This window comes from Streptomyces sp. NPDC002513 (assembly GCF_053595355.1).
Genome location: NZ_JBSFXK010000071.1, coordinates 1 through 18,688, shown reverse-complemented (window position 1 = coordinate 18,688; position 18,688 = coordinate 1). Strand labels below are relative to the sequence as shown.

14 protein-coding genes are annotated in these 18,688 nt (G+C 71.9%); 9 read left to right on the top strand and 5 right to left on the bottom strand.

Features of this window, described 5'->3' with window-relative positions:
• Positions 1-9 precede the first annotated feature (9 nt).
• The 3 genes from ACWD5Q_RS30845 (at position 10) to ACWD5Q_RS30835 (ending at position 3,523) form a co-directional block, all read left to right on the top strand.
• The gene (locus ACWD5Q_RS30845) at positions 10-2,013 is read left to right on the top strand and encodes an LpqB family beta-propeller domain-containing protein (RefSeq protein WP_451430366.1); all 2,004 of its coding nucleotides are present in this window, start codon (positions 10-12) and stop codon (positions 2,011-2,013) included.
• Complete coding sequence (locus ACWD5Q_RS30840; protein WP_451430365.1) at positions 2,010-2,936, top strand: S66 peptidase family protein; 927 nt, start codon at positions 2,010-2,012, stop codon at positions 2,934-2,936. Before ACWD5Q_RS30845 ends, ACWD5Q_RS30840 begins: the two co-directional genes overlap by 4 nt.
• An 86-nt stretch (positions 2,937-3,022) precedes the next feature.
• Entirely contained in the window at positions 3,023-3,523 is a 501-nt protein-coding gene (locus ACWD5Q_RS30835; protein WP_451430383.1) for a GNAT family N-acetyltransferase, read from the top strand.
• Positions 3,524-3,688: 165 nt separating this feature from the next.
• Here ACWD5Q_RS30835 and ACWD5Q_RS30830 read toward each other — a convergent pair whose 3' ends face one another.
• Both ACWD5Q_RS30830 and ACWD5Q_RS30825 read right to left on the bottom strand, forming a co-directional pair.
• A complete protein-coding gene (locus ACWD5Q_RS30830; protein WP_451430364.1) occupies positions 3,689-3,916 on the bottom strand; it encodes a hypothetical protein in 228 nt (75 codons plus the stop codon).
• A gap of 345 nt (positions 3,917-4,261) precedes the next feature.
• Complete coding sequence (locus ACWD5Q_RS30825) at positions 4,262-4,585, bottom strand: YybH family protein (RefSeq protein WP_451430382.1); 324 nt, start codon at positions 4,583-4,585, stop codon at positions 4,262-4,264.
• A gap of 106 nt (positions 4,586-4,691) precedes the next feature.
• Here ACWD5Q_RS30825 and ACWD5Q_RS30820 point away from each other — a divergent pair, with 106 nt between their 5' ends.
• Together ACWD5Q_RS30820 and ACWD5Q_RS30815 are read left to right on the top strand one after the other, a co-directional pair.
• The gene (locus ACWD5Q_RS30820; RefSeq protein ID WP_451430363.1) at positions 4,692-6,149 is read left to right on the top strand and encodes an IS1380 family transposase; all 1,458 of its coding nucleotides are present in this window, start codon (positions 4,692-4,694) and stop codon (positions 6,147-6,149) included.
• A gap of 325 nt (positions 6,150-6,474) precedes the next feature.
• Entirely contained in the window at positions 6,475-7,365 is an 891-nt protein-coding gene (locus ACWD5Q_RS30815; RefSeq protein ID WP_451430362.1) for a LysR family transcriptional regulator, read from the top strand.
• Between the two features lie 521 nt (positions 7,366-7,886).
• Here the strand turns inward: ACWD5Q_RS30815 and ACWD5Q_RS30810 are convergent.
• Together ACWD5Q_RS30810 and ACWD5Q_RS30805 are read right to left on the bottom strand one after the other, a co-directional pair.
• On the bottom strand, positions 7,887-8,669 hold the full coding sequence (locus ACWD5Q_RS30810) for an LLM class flavin-dependent oxidoreductase (protein ID WP_451430361.1): 783 nt from the start codon (positions 8,667-8,669) through the stop codon (positions 7,887-7,889).
• A gap of 94 nt (positions 8,670-8,763) precedes the next feature.
• Positions 8,764-10,509: a CocE/NonD family hydrolase gene (locus ACWD5Q_RS30805; protein WP_451430360.1), complete on the bottom strand. Its 1,746-nt coding sequence runs from the start codon at positions 10,507-10,509 to the stop codon at positions 8,764-8,766.
• 209 nt (positions 10,510-10,718) lie between these two features.
• Here ACWD5Q_RS30805 and ACWD5Q_RS30800 point away from each other — a divergent pair, with 209 nt between their 5' ends.
• Both ACWD5Q_RS30800 and ACWD5Q_RS30795 read left to right on the top strand, forming a co-directional pair.
• Positions 10,719-12,296 (top strand): PucR family transcriptional regulator, encoded by a 1,578-nt coding sequence (locus tag ACWD5Q_RS30800; RefSeq protein WP_451430359.1) that lies wholly within the window; start codon positions 10,719-10,721, stop codon positions 12,294-12,296.
• Positions 12,297-12,517: 221 nt separating this feature from the next.
• Complete coding sequence (locus ACWD5Q_RS30795) at positions 12,518-14,476, top strand: DUF5107 domain-containing protein (RefSeq protein WP_451430358.1); 1,959 nt, start codon at positions 12,518-12,520, stop codon at positions 14,474-14,476.
• A 4-nt stretch (positions 14,477-14,480) separates the two neighbouring features.
• Here ACWD5Q_RS30795 and ACWD5Q_RS30790 read toward each other — a convergent pair whose 3' ends face one another.
• Complete coding sequence (locus ACWD5Q_RS30790; RefSeq protein ID WP_451430357.1) at positions 14,481-14,834, bottom strand: VOC family protein; 354 nt, start codon at positions 14,832-14,834, stop codon at positions 14,481-14,483.
• Between the two features lie 500 nt (positions 14,835-15,334).
• On the opposite strand from ACWD5Q_RS30790, the gene ACWD5Q_RS30785 reads away from it, so the two are divergent.
• Positions 15,335-16,672 carry an NAD(P)/FAD-dependent oxidoreductase gene (locus tag ACWD5Q_RS30785; RefSeq protein ID WP_451430356.1) on the top strand — a complete coding sequence of 446 codons (1,338 nt, stop codon included), beginning with the start codon at positions 15,335-15,337 and terminating at the stop codon, positions 16,670-16,672.
• A complete protein-coding gene (locus tag ACWD5Q_RS30780) occupies positions 16,669-18,516 on the top strand; it encodes a transketolase (RefSeq protein ID WP_451430355.1) in 1,848 nt (615 codons plus the stop codon). Before ACWD5Q_RS30785 ends, ACWD5Q_RS30780 begins: the two co-directional genes overlap by 4 nt.
• Positions 18,517-18,688 lie beyond the last annotated feature (172 nt).

Sequence of the window (18,688 nt, the reverse complement as noted above, 5' to 3'; positions counted from 1 at the left end):
GGAGGAGAGATGGAGCAGACCCTGCCCTACGGGGAATGGCCCTCGCCCATCGACGCGGCGCTCACCGCCGCGCACGACGGGCAGCCGGAGTCGGTGGACTTCGTGGGTGAGGAGGCGTGGTGGACCGAGCCGCGCCCCATGGAAGGCGGCCGCCGCACGCTCGTGCGGCGCACCCTGGACGGCACGGAGGAATCGGTGCTGCCCCCGCCGTGGAACGTGCGCAGCCGGGTCATGGAGTACGGCGGCCGCCCCTGGGCCGGTGTCCTGCGCCCCGAGGGCCCGCTGCTCGTCTTCGTCAACTTCGCGGACCAGCGGCTGTACGCGTACGAGCCCGCGGCGCCCGGGGACGGGCCACGCCCGCTCACCCCCCTCTCGCCGGTGGGCGGGGGACTGCGCTGGGTCGACCCGCAGTTGCATGTCGAGCGCGGCGAGGTCTGGTGCGTGCTGGAGGAGTTCACCGGCGCGGGGCCCAGTGATGTGCGCCGGGTGGCGGCCGCCGTGCCCCTGGACGGTTCCGCGGCGCAGGACCGTAAAGCCGTGCGGGAACTCACCGAGGCGCGGCACCGCTTCGTCACCGGCCCGCGTCTGTCCCCGGACGGGCGGCGTGCGGCGTGGATCGCCTGGGACCATCCGCGCATGCCGTGGGACGGCACCGAGCTGATCGTCGCCGCCGTGACCGACGACGGGACACTCCGGGAGCCGTACACCGTCGCCGGCGGCCCCGAGGAGTCGGTTCCGCAGGCCGAGTGGGCGGCAGACGGCTCCCTGCTGTACGTCAGTGACCGCAGCGGCTGGTGGAACCTCTACCGGGACGGCGTGCCTCCCCCACCCTTCGGGAGGGGGGACCCCCATCTCGCTTCGCTCGCCCCCCGCGAGGAGGAGTTCGCCGGGCCGCTGTGGAAGATCGGCCTGCGGTGGTTCGCGGCGCTGGAGAGCGGGCTGATCGCCGTTCTGCACGGCAGGGGCGCGAGCCGGCTGGGGATCCTCGACCCGGACCGCGGCGAGGTCGTCGACGCGGCCGGCCCCTGGACCGAGTTCGCCGCCACGCTCGCCGTGCACGGAAGCCGGATCCTCGCCGTCGGCGCGAGCCCGCGCACCGCCTACGAGGTGGTCGAACTGGACGCCCGCACCGGCGGTGCCCGGGTCGTCGGTGCCGCCCACGAGGACGCGGTGGACCCCGCCTACTACCCCGAGCCGCAGATCCGTGCCTTCACCGGGCCGGACGGCCGCGAGATCCATGCGCAGGTGTATCCGCCGCACCATCCCGGCCACACCGCGCCCGACGACGAGCGGCCGCCGTATGTGGTGTGGGCCCACGGCGGGCCCACGAGCCGGGCCCCGCTCGTTCTCGACCTGGAGATCGCCTACTTCACCTCGCGCGGCATCGGCGTCGTCGAGGTGAACTACGGCGGCTCGACCGGATACGGACGCGAGTACCGCAACCGGCTGCGCGGACAGTGGGGCGTCGTCGACGTCGCGGACTGCGCGGCCGTCGCCGCCGCCCTCGCCGACGAGGGCACCGCCGACCCCGGCCGGCTCGCCGTGCGGGGCGGCAGCGCGGGCGGCTGGACGGCGGCCATGTCCCTGACGTCGACGGACGTCTACGCCTGCGGCACGATCATCTATCCCGTCCTCGATCTGAAGAGCTTCGGCTCGGGGGAGACCCATGACTTCGAGTCCCGGTATCTGGACACTCTGGTGGGGCCCTACGCCGAGGTGCCCGGCCGGTACGCCGAGCGGTCGCCCGTCGAGCACGCCGACCGGATCACCGCCCCCTTCCTGCTGCTCCAGGGGCTCGACGACCCCATCTGCAAGCCCGCCCAGTGCCGACGGTTCCTCGCCCGCCTGGCGGGGCGGCGCATCCCGCACGCCTACCTCGCCTTCGAGGGCGAGGGGCACGGCTTCAGGCGGGCTGAGACCATGGTGCGTGCCCTGGAGGCCGAGCTGTCGCTGTACGCGCAGGTCTTCGGGCTGAACCCGCCCGGCATACCCACCCTGGAGCTCAGCACGTGACCCCTCTCGTACGGCCGCCCCGACTCGCCCCCGGCGCCCGTGTGGCCGTCGTCGCGCCCAGCGGGCCCGTCGTGGAGGAACGGCTGGCCGCCGGGCTCGACATCCTGCGCGCCTGGGAACTGGACCCGGTCGTGGGCCCGCACGTCCTCGACCGGCACCCCGGCTTCCCCTACCTCGCGGGCACGGACGCCGACCGGGCCGCCGACTTCCAGGCCGCGTGGTGCGCCCCGGACGTCGCCGCGGTCCTGTGCGCCCGCGGCGGGTACGGGGCACAGCGCATGGTGGACCTGCTCGACTGGGACGCGCTGCGGGCCGCCGGGCCCAAGGTGCTGGTCGGCTTCAGCGACATCACCGCGCTGCACGAGGCGTTCGCGGTCCGCCTCGGCCTGGTCACCCTGCACGGGCCGATGGTGTCGGCCGTCGACTTCCTGAAGAACGCGCGGGCGCAGCAGCATCTGCGGGCCACGCTCTTCGAGCCGGAGTCCGTGACGAGCATCCGGACGAGCCGCGGGACGGCGCTCGTGCCCGGACGCGCCCGGGGCGTCACTTTCGGCGGCTGCCTGAGCCTGCTCGCGGCCGAACTGGACACCCCGCACGCCCGGTCCGGCGCCCGGGGAGGACTGCTGATGATCGAGGACATCGGCGAGGAGGCGTACCGCATCGACCGGATCCTCACCCAGTTGCTGCGCTCTGGCCGGCTGGACGGGATCGCCGGGATCGCGCTCGGTTCCTGGAAGGAGTGCGGTCCCTACGAGTTGCTGCGGCGAGTCCTCGCCGACCGGCTCGGCGGCCTGGGGGTGCCCGTGGCCGAGGAGTTCGGCTTCGGGCACGGCGAGGGCGCGCTGACGATCCCGTTCGGCGTGGGGGCCGAGCTGGACGCGGAGGCGGGGACGCTGACGCTGGACGAGCCGGCGCTGGCGTGACCGCGCGGCGCGGGGACCGGCGGGACACATAGGGTGGCGGTGTGCCGGAGACCCATGGATATCTCGCCGAAGGCCCCCGCGTGGGCATGCGCCACTTCACCCCCGAGGACGAGGCCGAATTCACCGCCAGGGCACGGGAGAGCAAGGACCTGCACCACCCGTGGCTCTTCCCGCCGGACACCGCGGGGGCCTACGCGGCCTACGTGGGCCGGCTGATCGACGATCCGACGAGGGCCGGGTTCCTGGTGTGCGAGAAGGACAGCGGGGCCATCGCCGGATTCATCAACATCAACAACATCGTCGAGGGTGCTTTCCTGTCCGGAGCACTCGGCTACGGCGCCTTCGCGCACGCCGCCGGCCGGGGGCTGATGGCGGAGGCCCTCGGCCTGGTGGTGCGGCATGCGTTCGGGCCGATGGGACTGCACCGGCTGGAGATCAACGTGCAGCCCGGCAACGCCGCCTCGATCGCCCTCGCCCGGCGCTGCGGTTTCCGCCTGGAGGGCTTCTCACCGGACATGCTCTACATCGACGGGGCCTGGCGCGACCACGAACGCTGGGCCATCACCGCCGAGATGGTCCGTGACTAGGCAGAATTCCTGGTGCGGATCAGGGCGCGGGCGGGTGGATTCCGGGTCACAGGCCCGAGCCGGCGGGACGCCCGAACGGCGCGTGCGGAACTCGCCCATGACCATGGGGAGTTGATCGGGCCGTTCCTGCCGGTGATCAGGAACGGCCCGTGCCCCGAGCATCGATCATTTCCCGGTGCAGTACTCCTCCGGACGGCCGCCCCGGCCCTCCGACCAGGCCGGCGCCGGCATCGAGGCGCGGACCTGAGCCCACTCCGCGTGGGTCATGTCGGTCGGATAGTACGCAGGACGGGCACTCTCGCCGATCGCCCCGAACTGGTGGACGTAGCAGTCACACGCCGGGATGGCCGAAGCGGCACCGGCCGGCTCGGAGGTGGTGGACTGGGACAGCAACGGGCCTCCATGGCACAGAGTTGGTCGACAACCTCGTCTCTGCCAAGAGGCCCGTTCTTCCATGCACGCCGACCGGCCAGCAAGATCGTTCGAGGCGTCCCCCACCCGCTTACCCACCGAACACGGTCCCGTTCACCACCACGCTCTGAGGCTCCCGGCCAGCTTTCATGGCATCTCTTTTCGTCGGCTTGCCTCCGTGCAGTCACGTCCGCCCGGTTCAGCTGGGGCGGGGCCTGCACGCTTGCAGCCGGTCGCGGACAGCGCACTCCCAGATACCGGGGTACCGGCCCCTCGGATCCACGCTCAACAGTCTTCAGTTCGCGAACTCAAGGGAGGGCGAGAAGCTCAGTGGGTGGGCGGGGTGAACTCGGGCTGGTCGAGCAGGCGCAGCCAGCTTCCGTCCGGCTGGCGCCGGACGACCTGCGCTCGGGCGCCGGCCCCGTCCTTCGGCGGGGTCGAGGTGAGGGCGATGTCGCCGCTGATCAGCGTCGGCAGTGGCTGTTCCCGCTCGAAGTGGGGACGGTTGGCCAGCACCATCTCCCACAGCGCGCGGATTGCCTCCCGGCCCACCGTCCGGTCGCCGGGCGGGTAGGCCATCACCGCATCCTCTTCGTAGAGTGCGGCGACCCCGGCCGCGTCACCGGCGTTGGATCGTTCGACCTCATGTATTCAGCTATGAAAGTGATCTGACGTCCCGACAGAAGAAGGGTGTCTCCCACCTGCGATGATCTGACTGCTGAGATCAAGAACGTCGCGAGGAAGAGACACCCAACAGGTGCAGGTTACCGAATGGGATCACCGGCTCGTCGTGCGGGCCGACGGCAAGAACCTGATCGGTCACGCGGGGGTGGTACTGCTGCGGAAGGTCGCCGACCGTGTCGGGCTGACCCGGGCCCTGGGCGCCGCGCTGCCGAAGGGCACCGGGCCGGGCTGGCGGGACCGCGGGGTGGCGCTGGTCCAGCTGGCCTGCGCCATCGCGCTCGGCGCGACAAATGTCCTGGAGGCCGAACAGCTTCAGCGGCACTGGCGGGCGGTGTTCGGCCAGCCGGTCTCGGACAGCACCCTGCGTCGCGCACTGGCAGCGATCGACGCCCCGGTCGCGGCCCGCATCGGTCGGGTCCGCGCTGTGACACGCCGCGTGGTGTGGACGCTTCTCGCCCTGCGGCCTGGCGGTTTCCCCTGGATCTCGGTGTGCGGCCGGGAGCTGACCGGCTGGTATGTCCTTGACCTGGATGCGACCATCGTGACCTGCACCAGCGCCAAGGAAGGCGCGGCGGGCACCTTCAAGGGCAGCTTCGGTCACATGCCGCTGGGGGCATGGGTGGCCAACACCCGTGAGTGCGTCGCCATGCTGCTGCGGCCCGGCAACGCGCCACCGAACGATGTCGACGACCACAAGAGCGTCCTGGCCTCGGCGTTTCAGCAGCTCCCGCTGCCGCTGTGGTCGAAGCTGCTGGTGCGGATCGACGGCGCGGCCTTCAGCCACGAGGTCCTGGACCATCTCCAGAGTCTGACCACCAGCCGGCGCCGGGTGCGCTGGGTGACCGGCTGGGCCATCAACGCCACGGACGAGCAGGCCGTCGCGCTGCTGCCCGAGAGCGTGTGGACGGCCGCGCTGCGGCAGGACGGCGAGGTCCACGAGATCAAGGGACCCGACGGCGACACGGTCTCCTACCAGGTCGCCGAGCTGACCGGGGTCCGTGACCTGACCGGCTGGCCGACCGGGATGCGGCTGATCGTGCGCCGGGTCAAGCCCTCCCGCCGTGATCTGAAGAAGCTGACCGCGTTCGAGAAACGCACCGGCTGGCGCTACCAGATCATCGCCACGAACATCCCCGCCCACCAGGGACTTTCCGGGGTGCCCGCCTCCGGGCAGGTGTGGTTCGTCGACGCCCTCTGTGATCACGCCGAGGTCGAGGACCGCGTCAAAGCGATCAAGCGGGCCGGCCTCGGGCTGCTGCCCTCGAAGTCCTGGCAGCTCAACGCCGCCTGGGCGCTGGCCGCCACGCTCGCCGCCGACCTCGACGCATGGACCCGGCTCCTCCTCCTGCACGACGAGCCCGAACTGGCCAAGGCCGAACCGGAGACGATCCGCATGAAGCTCTACCATCTGCCCGCCCGGCTCACCACCCACGCCCGCCGACGCACCCTGCACCTCGACCGCACCTGGCCCTGGGCGGCAGCGTTCACCACCGCCTGGCAGCGGGCTCACCAGCTTCCAGCCCTCACCTGACGGCCGGCCTCCACCCCGACGAGACCAGAGAGGAGAGGACCGCAGCACCCTCGGGACCGTGGAACCCGACGCCCCCGCAGCGTCATGCGACGGCCAGTCCCGACACGGCACGGGACATATCGGGCAGCCAGCCGCTCGCACTGCCGCCGTCAGCCCTCGGAAGAATCGAGGTCGACGAACAATCGGGTGATGTCTTCGGGGCGCATGGCCTTCTCGTACTCCGGCATGGATTCCTCCTGACGTCGGGCTTCGGCGCTTCCCAGCGTCGCCGCCCCCTGATCAGAAGTCCAATAGATGAATCTTCTGCAAGCTAGAATCTGCAGTCATGGATCTGAGGCAGCTGGAATACTTCGTCGCGGTCGCCGAGGAACGGAACTTCACCCGGGCGGCCGAACGGGTCCACATCAGCCAGTCCGGCGTCAGCGCCCAGATCCGCCAGTTGGAACGGGAACTCGGCGCCGAGCTGTTCGACCGGTCGGCCCGCACCGTCACCCTCACGGTCGCGGGAAAGGCCGCGCTCGAACACGCCCGCTCCGCGCTCGCCGCCGCTGGCGCAGTCGGCCAGGCGGTGGGCGAGGTGACCGACCTGATCCGCGGTCGGCTCACCGTCGGAATGGTCATCGGCTGCACCCTCACGCCGCTGTTCGACGCCCTCGCCGCGTTCCACCAAGCGCATCCCGGCGTGGAGATCTCACTGGTGGAGGACAGCTCCGACCGGCTCATCGAGCAGGTGCGCGCCAGCATCATCGACCTGGCACTCATCGGGGCCGCAACCGCCACCCCCGACGGGCTGGACGCGCTGACCATCGTCAGCGAGCGGCTCGTCGCGGCAGTCCCGGCCGGTCACCCCTTGGCGAAACAGCGACGGGTCACCTTGCGCGACCTGGTCGCCCACCCGATCGTGTGCATGCCGCGCGGCACCGGCCTGCGCACGGTATTCGACCAGGCCTGCGCCGCACAGAGTCTCCAACCAGCGATCGCACTTCAAGCCAGCGCTGCTGACGCCATTGCCGACCTCGCCGCCCGCGGGCTCGCCGTAGCCATCCTCAGCGACTCCATGGCCGCGCGCTATCGTGACCGGCTCACCACCCACACCATCGATGACGTCGATACACCCGCAGTGCTCGCCCTGATCTGGAAGAGCGCGCACAGCCCCGGGGTACGTGAATTGCTCGCGCACAGCCGGCAGGCATTCACCAAGAGCGACCCTACGTAACGGGAACGCCTTACAAGATCCACTCGACGTCTGTTTCGACTTTACTTGGGTCTGCCTTGAAGCCGACCCGCGGCTTCAAGGCAAACCCACGGGGCGACCCCCTCATATCGGGGCGTCAGACCCTCGAGTTCCCGTTGAAGCGCCTTCAGTTTTCGCGAACTCGCGGGGGGGGATAGATGTACTGACCCGGGCATTCGCATGGCTGGCAGTGTCAGCCAAGGAGGTTGTCAGTGCCCCTTGCCGAGGCTGGGCAGACTGCTTTGCGCTGTCCGTACGTAGGTTGAGAGTTCGTTGACGGCGGGCCGAGCCGCGGGTTGGGGAGCTGATGCCGGCTGCGGGCCGTAGTGGTGGAACTTGGGTGATGGCGCCGCAGTTGGTACACCGTGCTCGACCGCGCCTGGATTGCGCATGCTGCCCCTCCCCGTCGCCGTGTCCTGGGGCTGCATGCGCACCCCGCGCACCCGCGCCCCGGATCCTGTCGGGGCAGGGGGGCGATGCGCGGCCGAGTAGCGGAGACGCCGTCAGGCGCTGTTCCCTCGGACCGGGGTGACGATCCCGTCGACAAGCCGGCGAGCGGCCTTGTCCGGATAGGGGCGGGGCAGCGCGAGTACGACGTGTCGGATGCCGGCGGTGGCGAGTGCACGGACGTGGGCGCGGGTGGCGGCGGGGTCGGCGTAGTCGACGATGATCTGCGCGGAGCGGGTGATCTCGGAGGGGCCGCGGCCGATCGCCGCGCAGTGCGCGTCCAGGGCGCGGGCGCGTTCGGCGATCCAGTCGGTGCTGTTGTGGGGCGGGCCGGGGACGTTCCAGATGTCGGCGTGTTCGGCGATGATGCGCAGCGTGCGGTCGCCCCAGCCGCCGAGCAGCAGCGGTGGGCCGCCGGGCCGGACCGGGCCGGGGCCGTTGCGGGTGCCGCGCAGGGTGGTGAAGGGGCCATCGTGGTCGAAGGCCTCCTTGGTCCACATGCGGCGCAGGATGGTGATCGTCTCGGTGAGGCGGGTCAGGCCCTCACCGGGACTCGGGAGCGGAATGCCGTAGGCGGCGTACTCGGCGACGGCAGGGTTGGGGTCGTCGGGCTGTCGGGTGCCGCCGACGCCCAGGCCCATGATCAGGCGCCCTTTGGAAATCACGTCCACGGTGGTGGCGATCTTTCCGAGGTGGGCGGGGGCGCGCAGCATGTTGCTGGTGACGAGCAGGCCGAGACGGAGTCTGGTGGTGCGAGCGGCCAGTGCGGCCAGCAGCGTCCAGCCTTCCAAGACGGCGCCGCCGGGCGGCCCGGCCAGCGGCATCAGGTGGTCCCACACGGGCCGGACCAGTGAAGGCGGGCACACCGTCTTCAACGCCCCAGCCCCACCCCGGCGCAGAGCCACCTCAACGAAGGACCTGCGAAAGACAGGACTAGGCGATGACGGGAAGCACAAGATAGGACGGGTGGTCGGCGCCCAGGTGCAGGGTGGTGCGGCCCGCGAAGACCTCCTTTGGCCGGTCGCTCGGGTCGTCGTGGAGGAAGGGCCCGGATCCGCGTAGGTCGTTCTTGAAGTTGGACAGGCGCTGGCGGGCCGCTCCGGGGAACTCGTAGTCCTTGCCCTGAACGGTGAGTGCCAGGCGGTAGCCGGCCGGCAGGGCCAGGCAGGTCGGCCAGATCTCGATGTCGAGTTGGTAGATCTCGCCGGGTGTCAGCGGCTGGACCTCGTCGTGTGCGTACACGGGGTGGTACTCGGTCGACAGGCCCGCATCGAGCTTGCGCTGGGAGGCCCGCAGCCATCCCTGGCTCACCGGGGTGTAGGGATCGATCGCTCCCTGGAACACGATCTCGTCGCCGTCCGGGGAGAACGCCCGTACGACCAGGAAGAGATCGGCGTCCCTGGTGCTGGACTCGACGAACAGCCGGGCGGTGAGGTGCCCGGTGATCTCCGTGGCGTGCGGGAGCGGCGGCGTGGAGAAGGTGATGCCCTCCCCGAGCGCGTCGAAGCCGACCGAGGCGGACGGGCCCGGCTCCTCGCTCAGCCCGACGTCCCCCGTGGTGAGGAACAGCTTGGTCCACTGGGTACCGGGCAGGGGCCAGGCGCTCTCGCGGCGCTCCACGAAGCTGCCGTCGACCTGGCGGATCTGCAGTTGCAGGGGCTGGCGCCGGTCCCAGCCGTTGTCCTGGCCCTTGAGGAAGTGGTCGAAGAACTCGCGCTGGAGGCCGACGCCGTAGTCGGTGTAGAACTCGGTCCAGTGTTCCAGTCCGTGCATCTCCAGCCACTTGTCCGGGGAGGCGGAGCGCAGGTAGCCCATGATGTTGCCGCGGATGTGCAGCCCCTGACCGCCCCAGTTCCCGGCGGACAGCAGCGGTACGGTGATCTTGCCGAAGTCGGGCATGCGCTCGCGGGCGTGTTCGTCGATCAGGAAGTGGTCGCGCTGGCTCTGCCCGTAGTCGATGCGGTTGGCTGTGAGGGTCGCCTCGTCCAGGGTCTCGTCGCCGCAGACCAGGCGGCCGGTGAGCGGGCTGCGCGGGCCCTTCTCCCCGAGCCCGTGCTGGACGCTCTTGATCTGCATGTCGTACCAGTTCTCGCCGAAGGTGGACAGGATGCCGCCGTGCCGGGCGAATTCGCGGTACCAGTCCGAGGACCCCTCCCACACGCAGATCGCCGCCAGGTGCGGGGGCTGGGAGGCGGCCACGAGCCACTGGTTCATCGCGTAGTACGAGATGCCGGCGATGCCGACCTTGCCGTTGCTCCAGGGCTGGGTTCCCGCCCACTCGATGCAGTCGTGGAAGTCCTGGGTCTCGCGCGCGCTGAAGTGGTCGATGTACCCGGGTGAGCGGCCGCAGCCGCGGGAGTCGACCCGCACGCAGACGTAACCGTGCGGGACCCACTTCTCCGGGTCGGCGACCTCCCAGTTCTGGTACTTGTTGCTCGACCCGGCGGACACGTCCGGATGCTCGGCGACCATGCGCTCCCAAGCGGACGGATAGCCCTGCTGGAACGGCAGACCCTTGGCGTAGGGACCGTAGGTGACGAGGACGGGGTAGGTTCCGGCCGCGTCAGGGCGGAACACGTCCGCCCTGAGCACGACGCCGTCGTCCATGAGGAGAGGCACGTCCCACTCGATGGCCATGCCGTCCGCGTGCTGGACCTCGTGTGCCTCGCTGGTGGTCATCAGTCCCGCCTTCCTTGATGTGCCGCGCGGCTCGGGTGGTGCGCGCTCACACGCATCCGTGCTGCCCGGTCTGGTCTCCGGATCTACGGGCTGCGCTGCGCGCTGAACCGCGGTGCTGGGAACTGTAAGCTCGGCAGTCCCCCATGAGTTCCGCAGACATGAGGAAGATCGGACTCTTCATTCCTCTGTTTCAAGGAAGCGAGGTCGCCGTGCCGACGATCGAGGACCTGGTCCGGGGGCTCGGCGACAGCGCGCGGCTGGTCGTGGCCCCTCCCGTGGCGGACAGCCCCGTGACGGACGCCGTTCCCTGGGAGCCGGGCAGGATCTTCCCGGCCGGCACCGTCCTGCTCGGCGTGGGCGTGCCCGCCCCGCCCCTGCTCCAGCGGGGCTGCGCGGGGGTCGTGGTGCGGGACCCGGCCGACGAGGCCACCCGGGCGGCCTGGGCGGACGCGGCACGCCGCTGCGGCGCGGCCCTGATCCTTCTGCACGAGTCGGCGGCGTGGCCGCCGGCGATCCAGGCCTGCGCCCGGCTGCTGGCACCGGTCGGTGACCCGTCGGTCCCGCCGGACCCCGACGCGACCGGGCAGGTGCCGGTCGGCGACCTGTTCGCGCTGGCGGACGCGTTCGCCGACATGGTCGGCGGTCCGACCATCATCGAGGACGCCAACTTCCGTGTGCTGGCGTACTCCTCGTTCACCGGGGAGGTGGACCCGGCCCGCAACGCCGCGATCCTCGGCCGGCGCATGCCCCCGGAATGGCTCTCCCACCTGGAGAACACCGGCGACCTGGAGCGGCTGTGCACCGGCACCGATGTCGTCGACCTGGCCTCGGGACCCTGGCAGAGACGCCGCCGACTGATCACGGCCGTGCGCGCATCAGGGCAGCTGCTCGGCATCCTGGGGGCCGCCGAGGGCGACCGCCCGCTGCGCGCGAACACCGCGGAAGCGCTGCGCCGGGCCGCGGACATCGCCGTGCCGCACCTGCTGCGGCATCAGGAAGGCCACCGCGCCGAGCGGATCCGCCGAGGGGCCCTGGTGCGCGAGCTGCTGGAGGGGCGTGGCCTGTTGCACCGCCACGCCGCCGAACTGGGTTTTATGCAGGAGGCGACGCTGGGTGTCCTGGCTTTCGCCCCCCAGTCCCACGAGGTGCTGCCCGACGAGGTGTGGGACCGCATCACCGACCATGTGGCGCTGTCGTGCGAGGCGTTCCGCTGGCACGTCGCGGCGGCACGGATCGGGAGCATGGTCTTCGCGATCCTGGCGCTGCCCGGCGAGCACGACCCCGAGAGCGCGCTGCGGCTGGGGCGGGAGATCGTCCGCCGGTCGGTTCCGGTCCTGCGCGACTCGCTGTGCGGCGCGATCAGCACCACCGGCCCCGAGCTGAGCCGGCTCAGCGGGCGCAGGCAGGAGGCCGAGGACGCGGTGGGAATCGTCCGGTCGGGCCACGGCGCGGACCGGTTCGTCGCCTATGAGGCGGTCCGGCCGCGGGTCATCCTGCACGAGCTGCGGCAGACGCTGGCCCAGCGCGCGGAACTGCGCCTGCCCGGCCTGCGGCGCCTGGCCGAGGAGGACGAGCGGCGGCACAGCGAGTTCACGGCCACCCTGAGCGCGTACCTCGACTGCGGCGGACAGGCCGGCCCCACGGCACGCCGCCTCGGGGTGCACGTGACGACGCTGCGCTACCGGCTCGGCCGGATCAAGGAGATCTCCGGCCTGGACATCGACGACCCGGCCGTGCGCCTGGTGTGCCAGCTCCTGCTCGGCGTGGCCGGTACGGCAGCGGGGTAGGCGTCCGCCCGGGCCCGGACCGCCGGCGCTCGCCTACGGCCACCGCGCGCCGACGGGCGCAAGAGATCCGAACACAAGGGGCGCCCGGCTCGCGACGCCTTGACCGAGCCCCGCGGGCCGGCCGAGCCGTACGCGCACCGGACGGCCACCCCTGAACAGGGCCGCTTTTGCGGAATCCTGACCGGCGCAGCCCCTGGTCAGCTCGTCGGCTGCCGGGTTCCATGGCGATCGTGACGACGATCCGACGTGACACAGTGACACTGCCCGCCGCGGGACTGGGACCGGACAACCCGCTCCCCCCGCTGCGGACACTCGACGAGACGCACCGCATCGAGGACCGGGACAGGGACGGCCTGCCGCGCGACATGGCCCGCCAGATCGGCTACGAGCCGCTGCGCAGCCTGCTGCCCGTGCGGGTCCGGGACGGCTACGCCAGACGGCGCGCGCCCCGGGACCTCGACACCCTCGTGATCGAGAACGACCGGCTGCGCGCCACCGTCCTGCCCGGCCTCGGCGGACGCGTCGCGTCACTGTTCCACAAGCCGTCCGGCCGTGAACTCCTCTACCGCAACCCGGTGTTCCAGCCGGCCTCCTTCGCACTCAACGGCGCCTGGTTCTCCGGCGGCATCGAATGGAACATCGGCGCCACCGGCCACACCACCCTCTCCTGCTCGCCCCTGCACGCGGCCCGCGTCCCCGCGCCCGACGGCGGGGAGATGCTGCGCCTGTGGGAGTGGGAACGCCTGCGCGACCTGCCGTTCCAGGTCGACCTGTGGCTGCCGGAAGGATCCGACTTCCTGTACGTCGGCGTCCGGATCCGCAACCCGCACGACCGGCCGGTACCCCTCTACTGGTGGTCCAACATCGCCGTACCCGAGGAGTGCCGGGTGCTCGCACCCGCCGAGGAGGCCTACCACTTCGGCTACGAGCGCCGCCTGCACCGGGTGCCCGTGCCCTCGTACGGCGGCGCCGACCGCACCTACCCCGCGAACGGCGTCCACCCCGCCGACTACTTCTACGAGGTGCCCGACGGACGGCGCCGCTGGATCGCCGCGCTCGGCGAGGACGGCCACGGACTGGTGCAGACATCGACCGATGTGCTGCGCGGCCGGAAGCTGTTCGTCTGGGGTACGGGCACCGGCGGGCGCCGCTGGCAGGAGTGGCTCACCGAACCCGGCACCGGCGGCTACTGCGAGATCCAGGCCGGGCTCGCCCGCACCCAGCTCGAACACCTACCGCTGGAGGCGGAGAGCGAGGTGTCATGGCTGGAGGCGTACGGGCCGCTGCGCGCCGAGCGCGAGGGGGAGTGGCCCGGCGTCCTGCGCGCGGCCGAGGCACGCCTCAGGGCCTGCCTGCCGCGCGAGCGCGTCGACGCCGCCTACGCGGCATGGCGGCCGTACGCCGACGCCGGACCCGATGAGGTGCTCGCCGCCGGTTCGGGCTGGGGCGCGCTCGAAGTGCTGCGCACGGGGGCCGCGTTGCCGGGCACACCGTTCGAGGAGGCGACGCTCGGCGACGCGCAGATGCCCTGGCTGGAGCTGCTGCGGTCGGGATCGTTCCCCGAGCCGCGGCGGGTCGGACCGCCGGGGGAGACGCTCGTGGCGCCGCACTGGCGGGACATGCTGGAGACCGCGCCCGCACGGCCGCTGACGGAGTATCACCTGGGAATCGCCCAGTGGCACGCGGGCGACCGCGCGCAGGCGGTGCGCAGTTGGGAGCGCGCCCTGCCGCTCGCCCCGTCCTCGTGGCCGTTGCTGCGCTGTCTCGCGGTGGCCGACCAGGAGGCCGGCCACCGCGAGCGCGCCGCCGACCGGTACGCCGAGGCCTTCGACGACCTGTGCCGGGAGCGGCGCGACGACGGCGAGACCTGGACGGCCGTCACCTCGGCGCTCGGTCGTGAGACGCTCGACGCACTGCTGGCCGTGGGCCGCACCCGGGACGCGCGGGCCGTGTGGCACCGCCTCCACCCTGTGACGCGCGAGCGCGGCCGCTTCCGGCTGATCGAGGCCCGGCTGCTGCTCGCCGAGGGGGACCGCGAGGCGGCGCGGGCCGTCTTCGACGAGGGGTTCGAGGTCGCGGACCTGCGGGAGGGCGCCGAGGTGATCGACGAGCTGTGGGCCCGGATCACCGCCGACCCGCTGCCGGCGTGCTACGACTTCCGGATGCGGCCCGGAACGTGAGCCGCTACGCGGGCGGCCGGCGGTCCACGTACTCGTAGACCGCCCCGTCCGGGTGCGCCGCGATCAGATGGTGGCCCACCGCTGTCGGGATCGGGCCCGCGATGACCCGGGCACCGAGGTCGGTCAGCACGCGATGGGCCTCCTCGACGTCCTCGACGGCGATCGTCGCGGCCACCTTGCGCAACAGCTCCAGTTCGGTCGCGGGCCCGCTCATCAGCAGGAAGCAACCGACCGCGGCCACCTGCACACCACCGCGTTCGAAACGCAGAGCTCTGCTGCCCGCCAGACGTTCGTAGAAGTGGACCGCGGTCTCCAGATCGTCGACGCAGACACGCAGCGAGGCCCCCAGAATCTCCATGCGTAAAAGCCTAGTTGGGGACGCCCGAGGGTGGAGATCGTTTCCGCCGGATCCAGGCCTCTCTGCCCCGGAGCGGGGGGACGTGCGAGCCGGGGCGCGGGGCGTTGTCCGCGTCTGGGCCCGCGCGGCCGCGGCTGCGGGGCGTACGGGCGGTTCGACGCGGAGTTCCTGCCCGCCGGCAGCGGGGAATGGCTCTCCCACAACCGGGGGAGGATCGGTGCCGGCCCGCCGGCGGGCGGCCTGGGCACCGCCATGACGGCGGGGGCCAGGCCGCCGCGGCCGACGCCAGGGGAGGGGATCCCCCGAAACGAGGCGTCCCGCGTCGGTCCTGGGGTTCTCGCCGCGGTCTCCGGGCGGGTGACCGCGAGGTTGGGGGCGAAATGCCTGACCTGTCGGGTTTGGGTGTCCTGGCCTGGGAAACGCGGAAGGTCTCCACGGGCGGCGTTCGTGCGCCCGGCAGGCAGACGACGACGTACGCGCGACCTCGCCGGAGGCGAAACGTGAGTCGACCTCGCATCCTCATCGTCGGTGCCGGATTCGCCGGCTACCGGACGGCCCGCACCCTCTCCCGGCTGACCCGCGGCCGGGCCGCGATCACCCTGCTGAACCCGACGGACTACTTTCTGTATCTGCCCCTGCTGCCCCAGGTCGCCGTCGGCCTCCTGGAACCGCGACGCGTCACCGTCTCCCTCTCCGGAACCCTGCGCCAGGTCCGCCTGGTGCTCGGCGAGGCCGACGGCATCGATCTCGACGCGCGCACCGTGCCCTACACCGACCCCGAGGGGCGGGGCGGCACCCTCGGCCACGACCGGCTGGTGCTCGCCGTCGGCAGTGTCAACAAGCTGTTGCCCATCCCCGGCGTGGCCGAGAACGCCCATGGCTTCCGGGGTCTGCCCGAGGCGCTGTATCTGCGCGACCACGTGACCCGCCAGATGGAGCTGGCCACCGCGGTCGGCGACCCCGGGGACCGTGCCGCCCGCTGCACCTTCGTGGTGGTCGGCGCCGGCTACACCGGAACGGAGGTCGCCGCGCAGGGACAGCTGTTCACCGACGCGCTGGTGCGCAAGCAGCCGCTGCGCGCGGGGATGCGCCCGCGCTGGCTGTTGCTGGACATCGCGTCCCGCGTGCTGCCCGAGCTGGACGAGCGGCTCTCCCGCACCGCCGACCGGATCCTGCGCCACCGCGGCGTCGAGGTGCGGATGGGCGTCTCTGTCAAGGAGGCGACCCACGACGGAGTGCTGCTGACGGACGGGGAGTTCATCGCCACCCGCACCCTGGTCTGGTGTGTCGGCGTACGGCCCGATCCGCTCGTCGAGGGCCTCGGACGGCCCCTGGAGCGCGGCCGACTGCTGGTCGACCCGTATCTGCGGGTGCCGGGCCACGTCGATGTGTTCGCCTGCGGGGACGCGGCCGCCGTGCCCGATCTCGACAAACCCGGCCGGTACACGCCGATGACGGCACAGCACGCCTGGCGGCAAGGCAAGGTCGCCGCGATCAATGTCGCGGCCTCCCTGGGCATCGGCGACCGGCGCCCCTACCGCCACCGCGACCTGGGCTTCGTCGTGGACCTCGGCGGCGCACAGGCCGCCGCCAACCCGCTCGGCGTCCCCCTGTCCGGGCCGCTCGCAGGCGCGGTCACCCGCGGCTACCACCTGGCGGCGCTGCCGGGCAACCGCGTCCGGGTGGCCGCCGACTGGCTCCTGGACACCGTACTGCCGCGCCAGGCCGTCCAGTTGGGGCTGGTCCGCTCCTGGAACGTGCCGCTGGACACGGCGTCGCCCGAACTGGCCCGGGTGCCGGAAGCCCCCGAGAAGTCCGGTACGGAGGATGCGTCATGAACACCCGTCAGCTCACCGAACTCGCCCAGCAACTGCGCGTCGACAGCGTCCGCGCCGCCGCGGCGGCGGGCTCCGGGCACCCGACCTCCTCGATGTCCGCCGCGGACCTGATGGCGGTCCTGCTGGCCCAGCACCTCCGCTACGACGTCGAACGCCCCGCCCACCCCGGCAACGACAGGTTCGTCCTCTCCAAGGGCCACGCCTCGCCCCTGCTGTACGCCGCGTACCGGGCGGCCGGGGCGATCAACGAGACCGAGCTGCTGACCTTCCGCAAGCTCGGCAGCCGGCTCGAAGGGCACCCCACGCCCCGCCGGCTGCCCTGGGTCGAGACGGCCACCGGCTCCCTCGGCCAGGGGCTGCCCGTCGGCGTCGGCATCGCCCTGGCCGGGCAGCGGCTGGACCGCACCGGATACCGGGTCTGGGTGCTGTGCGGGGACAGCGAGCTGGCCGAGGGGTCCGTGTGGGAGGCCGCCGAGCACGCCGGGCACGAGCATCTCGACAACCTGACCGCGATCGTCGACGTGAACCGGCTGGGCCAGCGCGGGCCCACCCGTCACGGACACGACCTCGACGCCTACGCACGCCGGTTCACGGCCTTCGACTGGCACACCGTCGAGGTCGACGGGCACGACGTCGATGCCGTGGACCGCGCCTACGCCGAGGCCGAGTCCACCACCGGACAGCCCACCGTGATCCTCGCCCGCACTCTGAAGGGCAAGGGCGTCGCCGCCGTCGAGGACCGCGAGGGCCTGCACGGCAAACCGCTGCCGGACCCGGTGGAGGCGATCGAGGAACTCGGCGGCCTGCGGAACCTGCACGTCGAGGTCCAGCCGCCGCCCGCCGCCCGGATGCTGCACGCCGTCCAGGGCGGCCATCTGGAGCTGCCGCGCTACGACCTCGGCGACGAGGTCGCCACCCGGGACGCCTACGGCCAGGCGCTCGCCGCGCTCGGCGGCGCACGCGGCGACGTCGTCGCCCTGGACGGCGAGGTCGGCGACTCCACGCGCTCGGAGTACTTCGCCAAGGAACACCCCGACCGCTACTTCGAGTGCTACATCGCCGAACAGCTCATGGTCGCCGCCGCCGTCGGCATGGCCGCGCGTGGCTGGGTGCCGTACGCCGCGTCGTTCGCCGCGTTCCTCACCCGCGCCCACGACTTCGTCCGCATGGCCTCGATCAGCGGCTCCGGCATCAACCTGGTGGGATCGCACGCCGGTTGCGCCATCGGTGAGGACGGGCCCTCGCAGATGGGCCTGGAGGACCTCGCGATGTTCCGCTCCGTGTACGACTCGACCGTCCTGTACCCGTGCGACGCCAACCAGACGGCCAAGCTGGTCGCCGCCATGGCCGGCCGCGAGGGCATCCGCTATCTGCGCACCACCCGTGGGAAGACGCCGGTCATCTACGGCCCCACCGAGGAGTTCCCGGTCGGCGGCAGCAAGGTGCTGCGCGCCAGTGCGGAGGACCGGCTCACCCTGGTGGCCGCGGGAGTCACCGTCCACGAGGCGCTCAAGGCCGCCGACGCCCTCGCCGGGCAGGGCATCCGGGTACGGGTCGTCGACCTGTACTCGGTCAAGCCCGTCGACCGGGCCACCCTGCGCGAGGCCGCCGAACGCACCGGATGCCTGCTGACCGTCGAGGACCACCGGGAGGAGGGCGGCCTCGGCGACGCGGTCCTCGACGCCTTCGTCGACGGACGGCCCGTACCGCGTCTGGTGCGCCTCGCGGTCCGTACGATGCCCGGCTCGGCGACGCCCGCCGAGCAACTGCACGCCGCGGGCATCGACGCGGAGTCCATCGCCGCCGCGGCCCGGCTGCTGGTGGAACACGCGGTGGTGCCGTGACCGGCGGCGGATCGGGCGCACCCTGATGCTGCTCGATGACCGGATGACCGGATGACCGAACCGCGGGGGCGGTACGGACTAAGAACTCCTAACAGAATGCTGCAACTCGCCTCGGAATGAAGGGGTCTGATGACTTGTTAGCCTGCACATGAGAAGGGGTGAGCGGCCGCCG

What these genes read in the sequence shown, in the direction of transcription:
- ACWD5Q_RS30780 (WP_451430355.1), top strand. Translation starts at nt 16,669, where the DNA reads ATGAACACCCGTCAGCTCACCGAACTCGCCCAGCAACTGCGCGTCGAC.
- ACWD5Q_RS30805 (WP_451430360.1), bottom strand. Translation starts at nt 10,509, where the DNA reads ATGACCACCAGCGAGGCACACGAGGTCCAGCACGCGGACGGCATGGCC.
- ACWD5Q_RS30795 (WP_451430358.1), top strand. Translation starts at nt 12,518, where the DNA reads ATGGCGATCGTGACGACGATCCGACGTGACACAGTGACACTGCCCGCC.
- ACWD5Q_RS30835 (WP_451430383.1), top strand. Translation starts at nt 3,023, where the DNA reads ATGCGCCACTTCACCCCCGAGGACGAGGCCGAATTCACCGCCAGGGCA.
- ACWD5Q_RS30790 (WP_451430357.1), bottom strand. Translation starts at nt 14,834, where the DNA reads ATGGAGATTCTGGGGGCCTCGCTGCGTGTCTGCGTCGACGATCTGGAG.
- ACWD5Q_RS30815 (WP_451430362.1), top strand. Translation starts at nt 6,475, where the DNA reads ATGGATCTGAGGCAGCTGGAATACTTCGTCGCGGTCGCCGAGGAACGG.
- ACWD5Q_RS30845 (WP_451430366.1), top strand. Translation starts at nt 10, where the DNA reads ATGGAGCAGACCCTGCCCTACGGGGAATGGCCCTCGCCCATCGACGCG.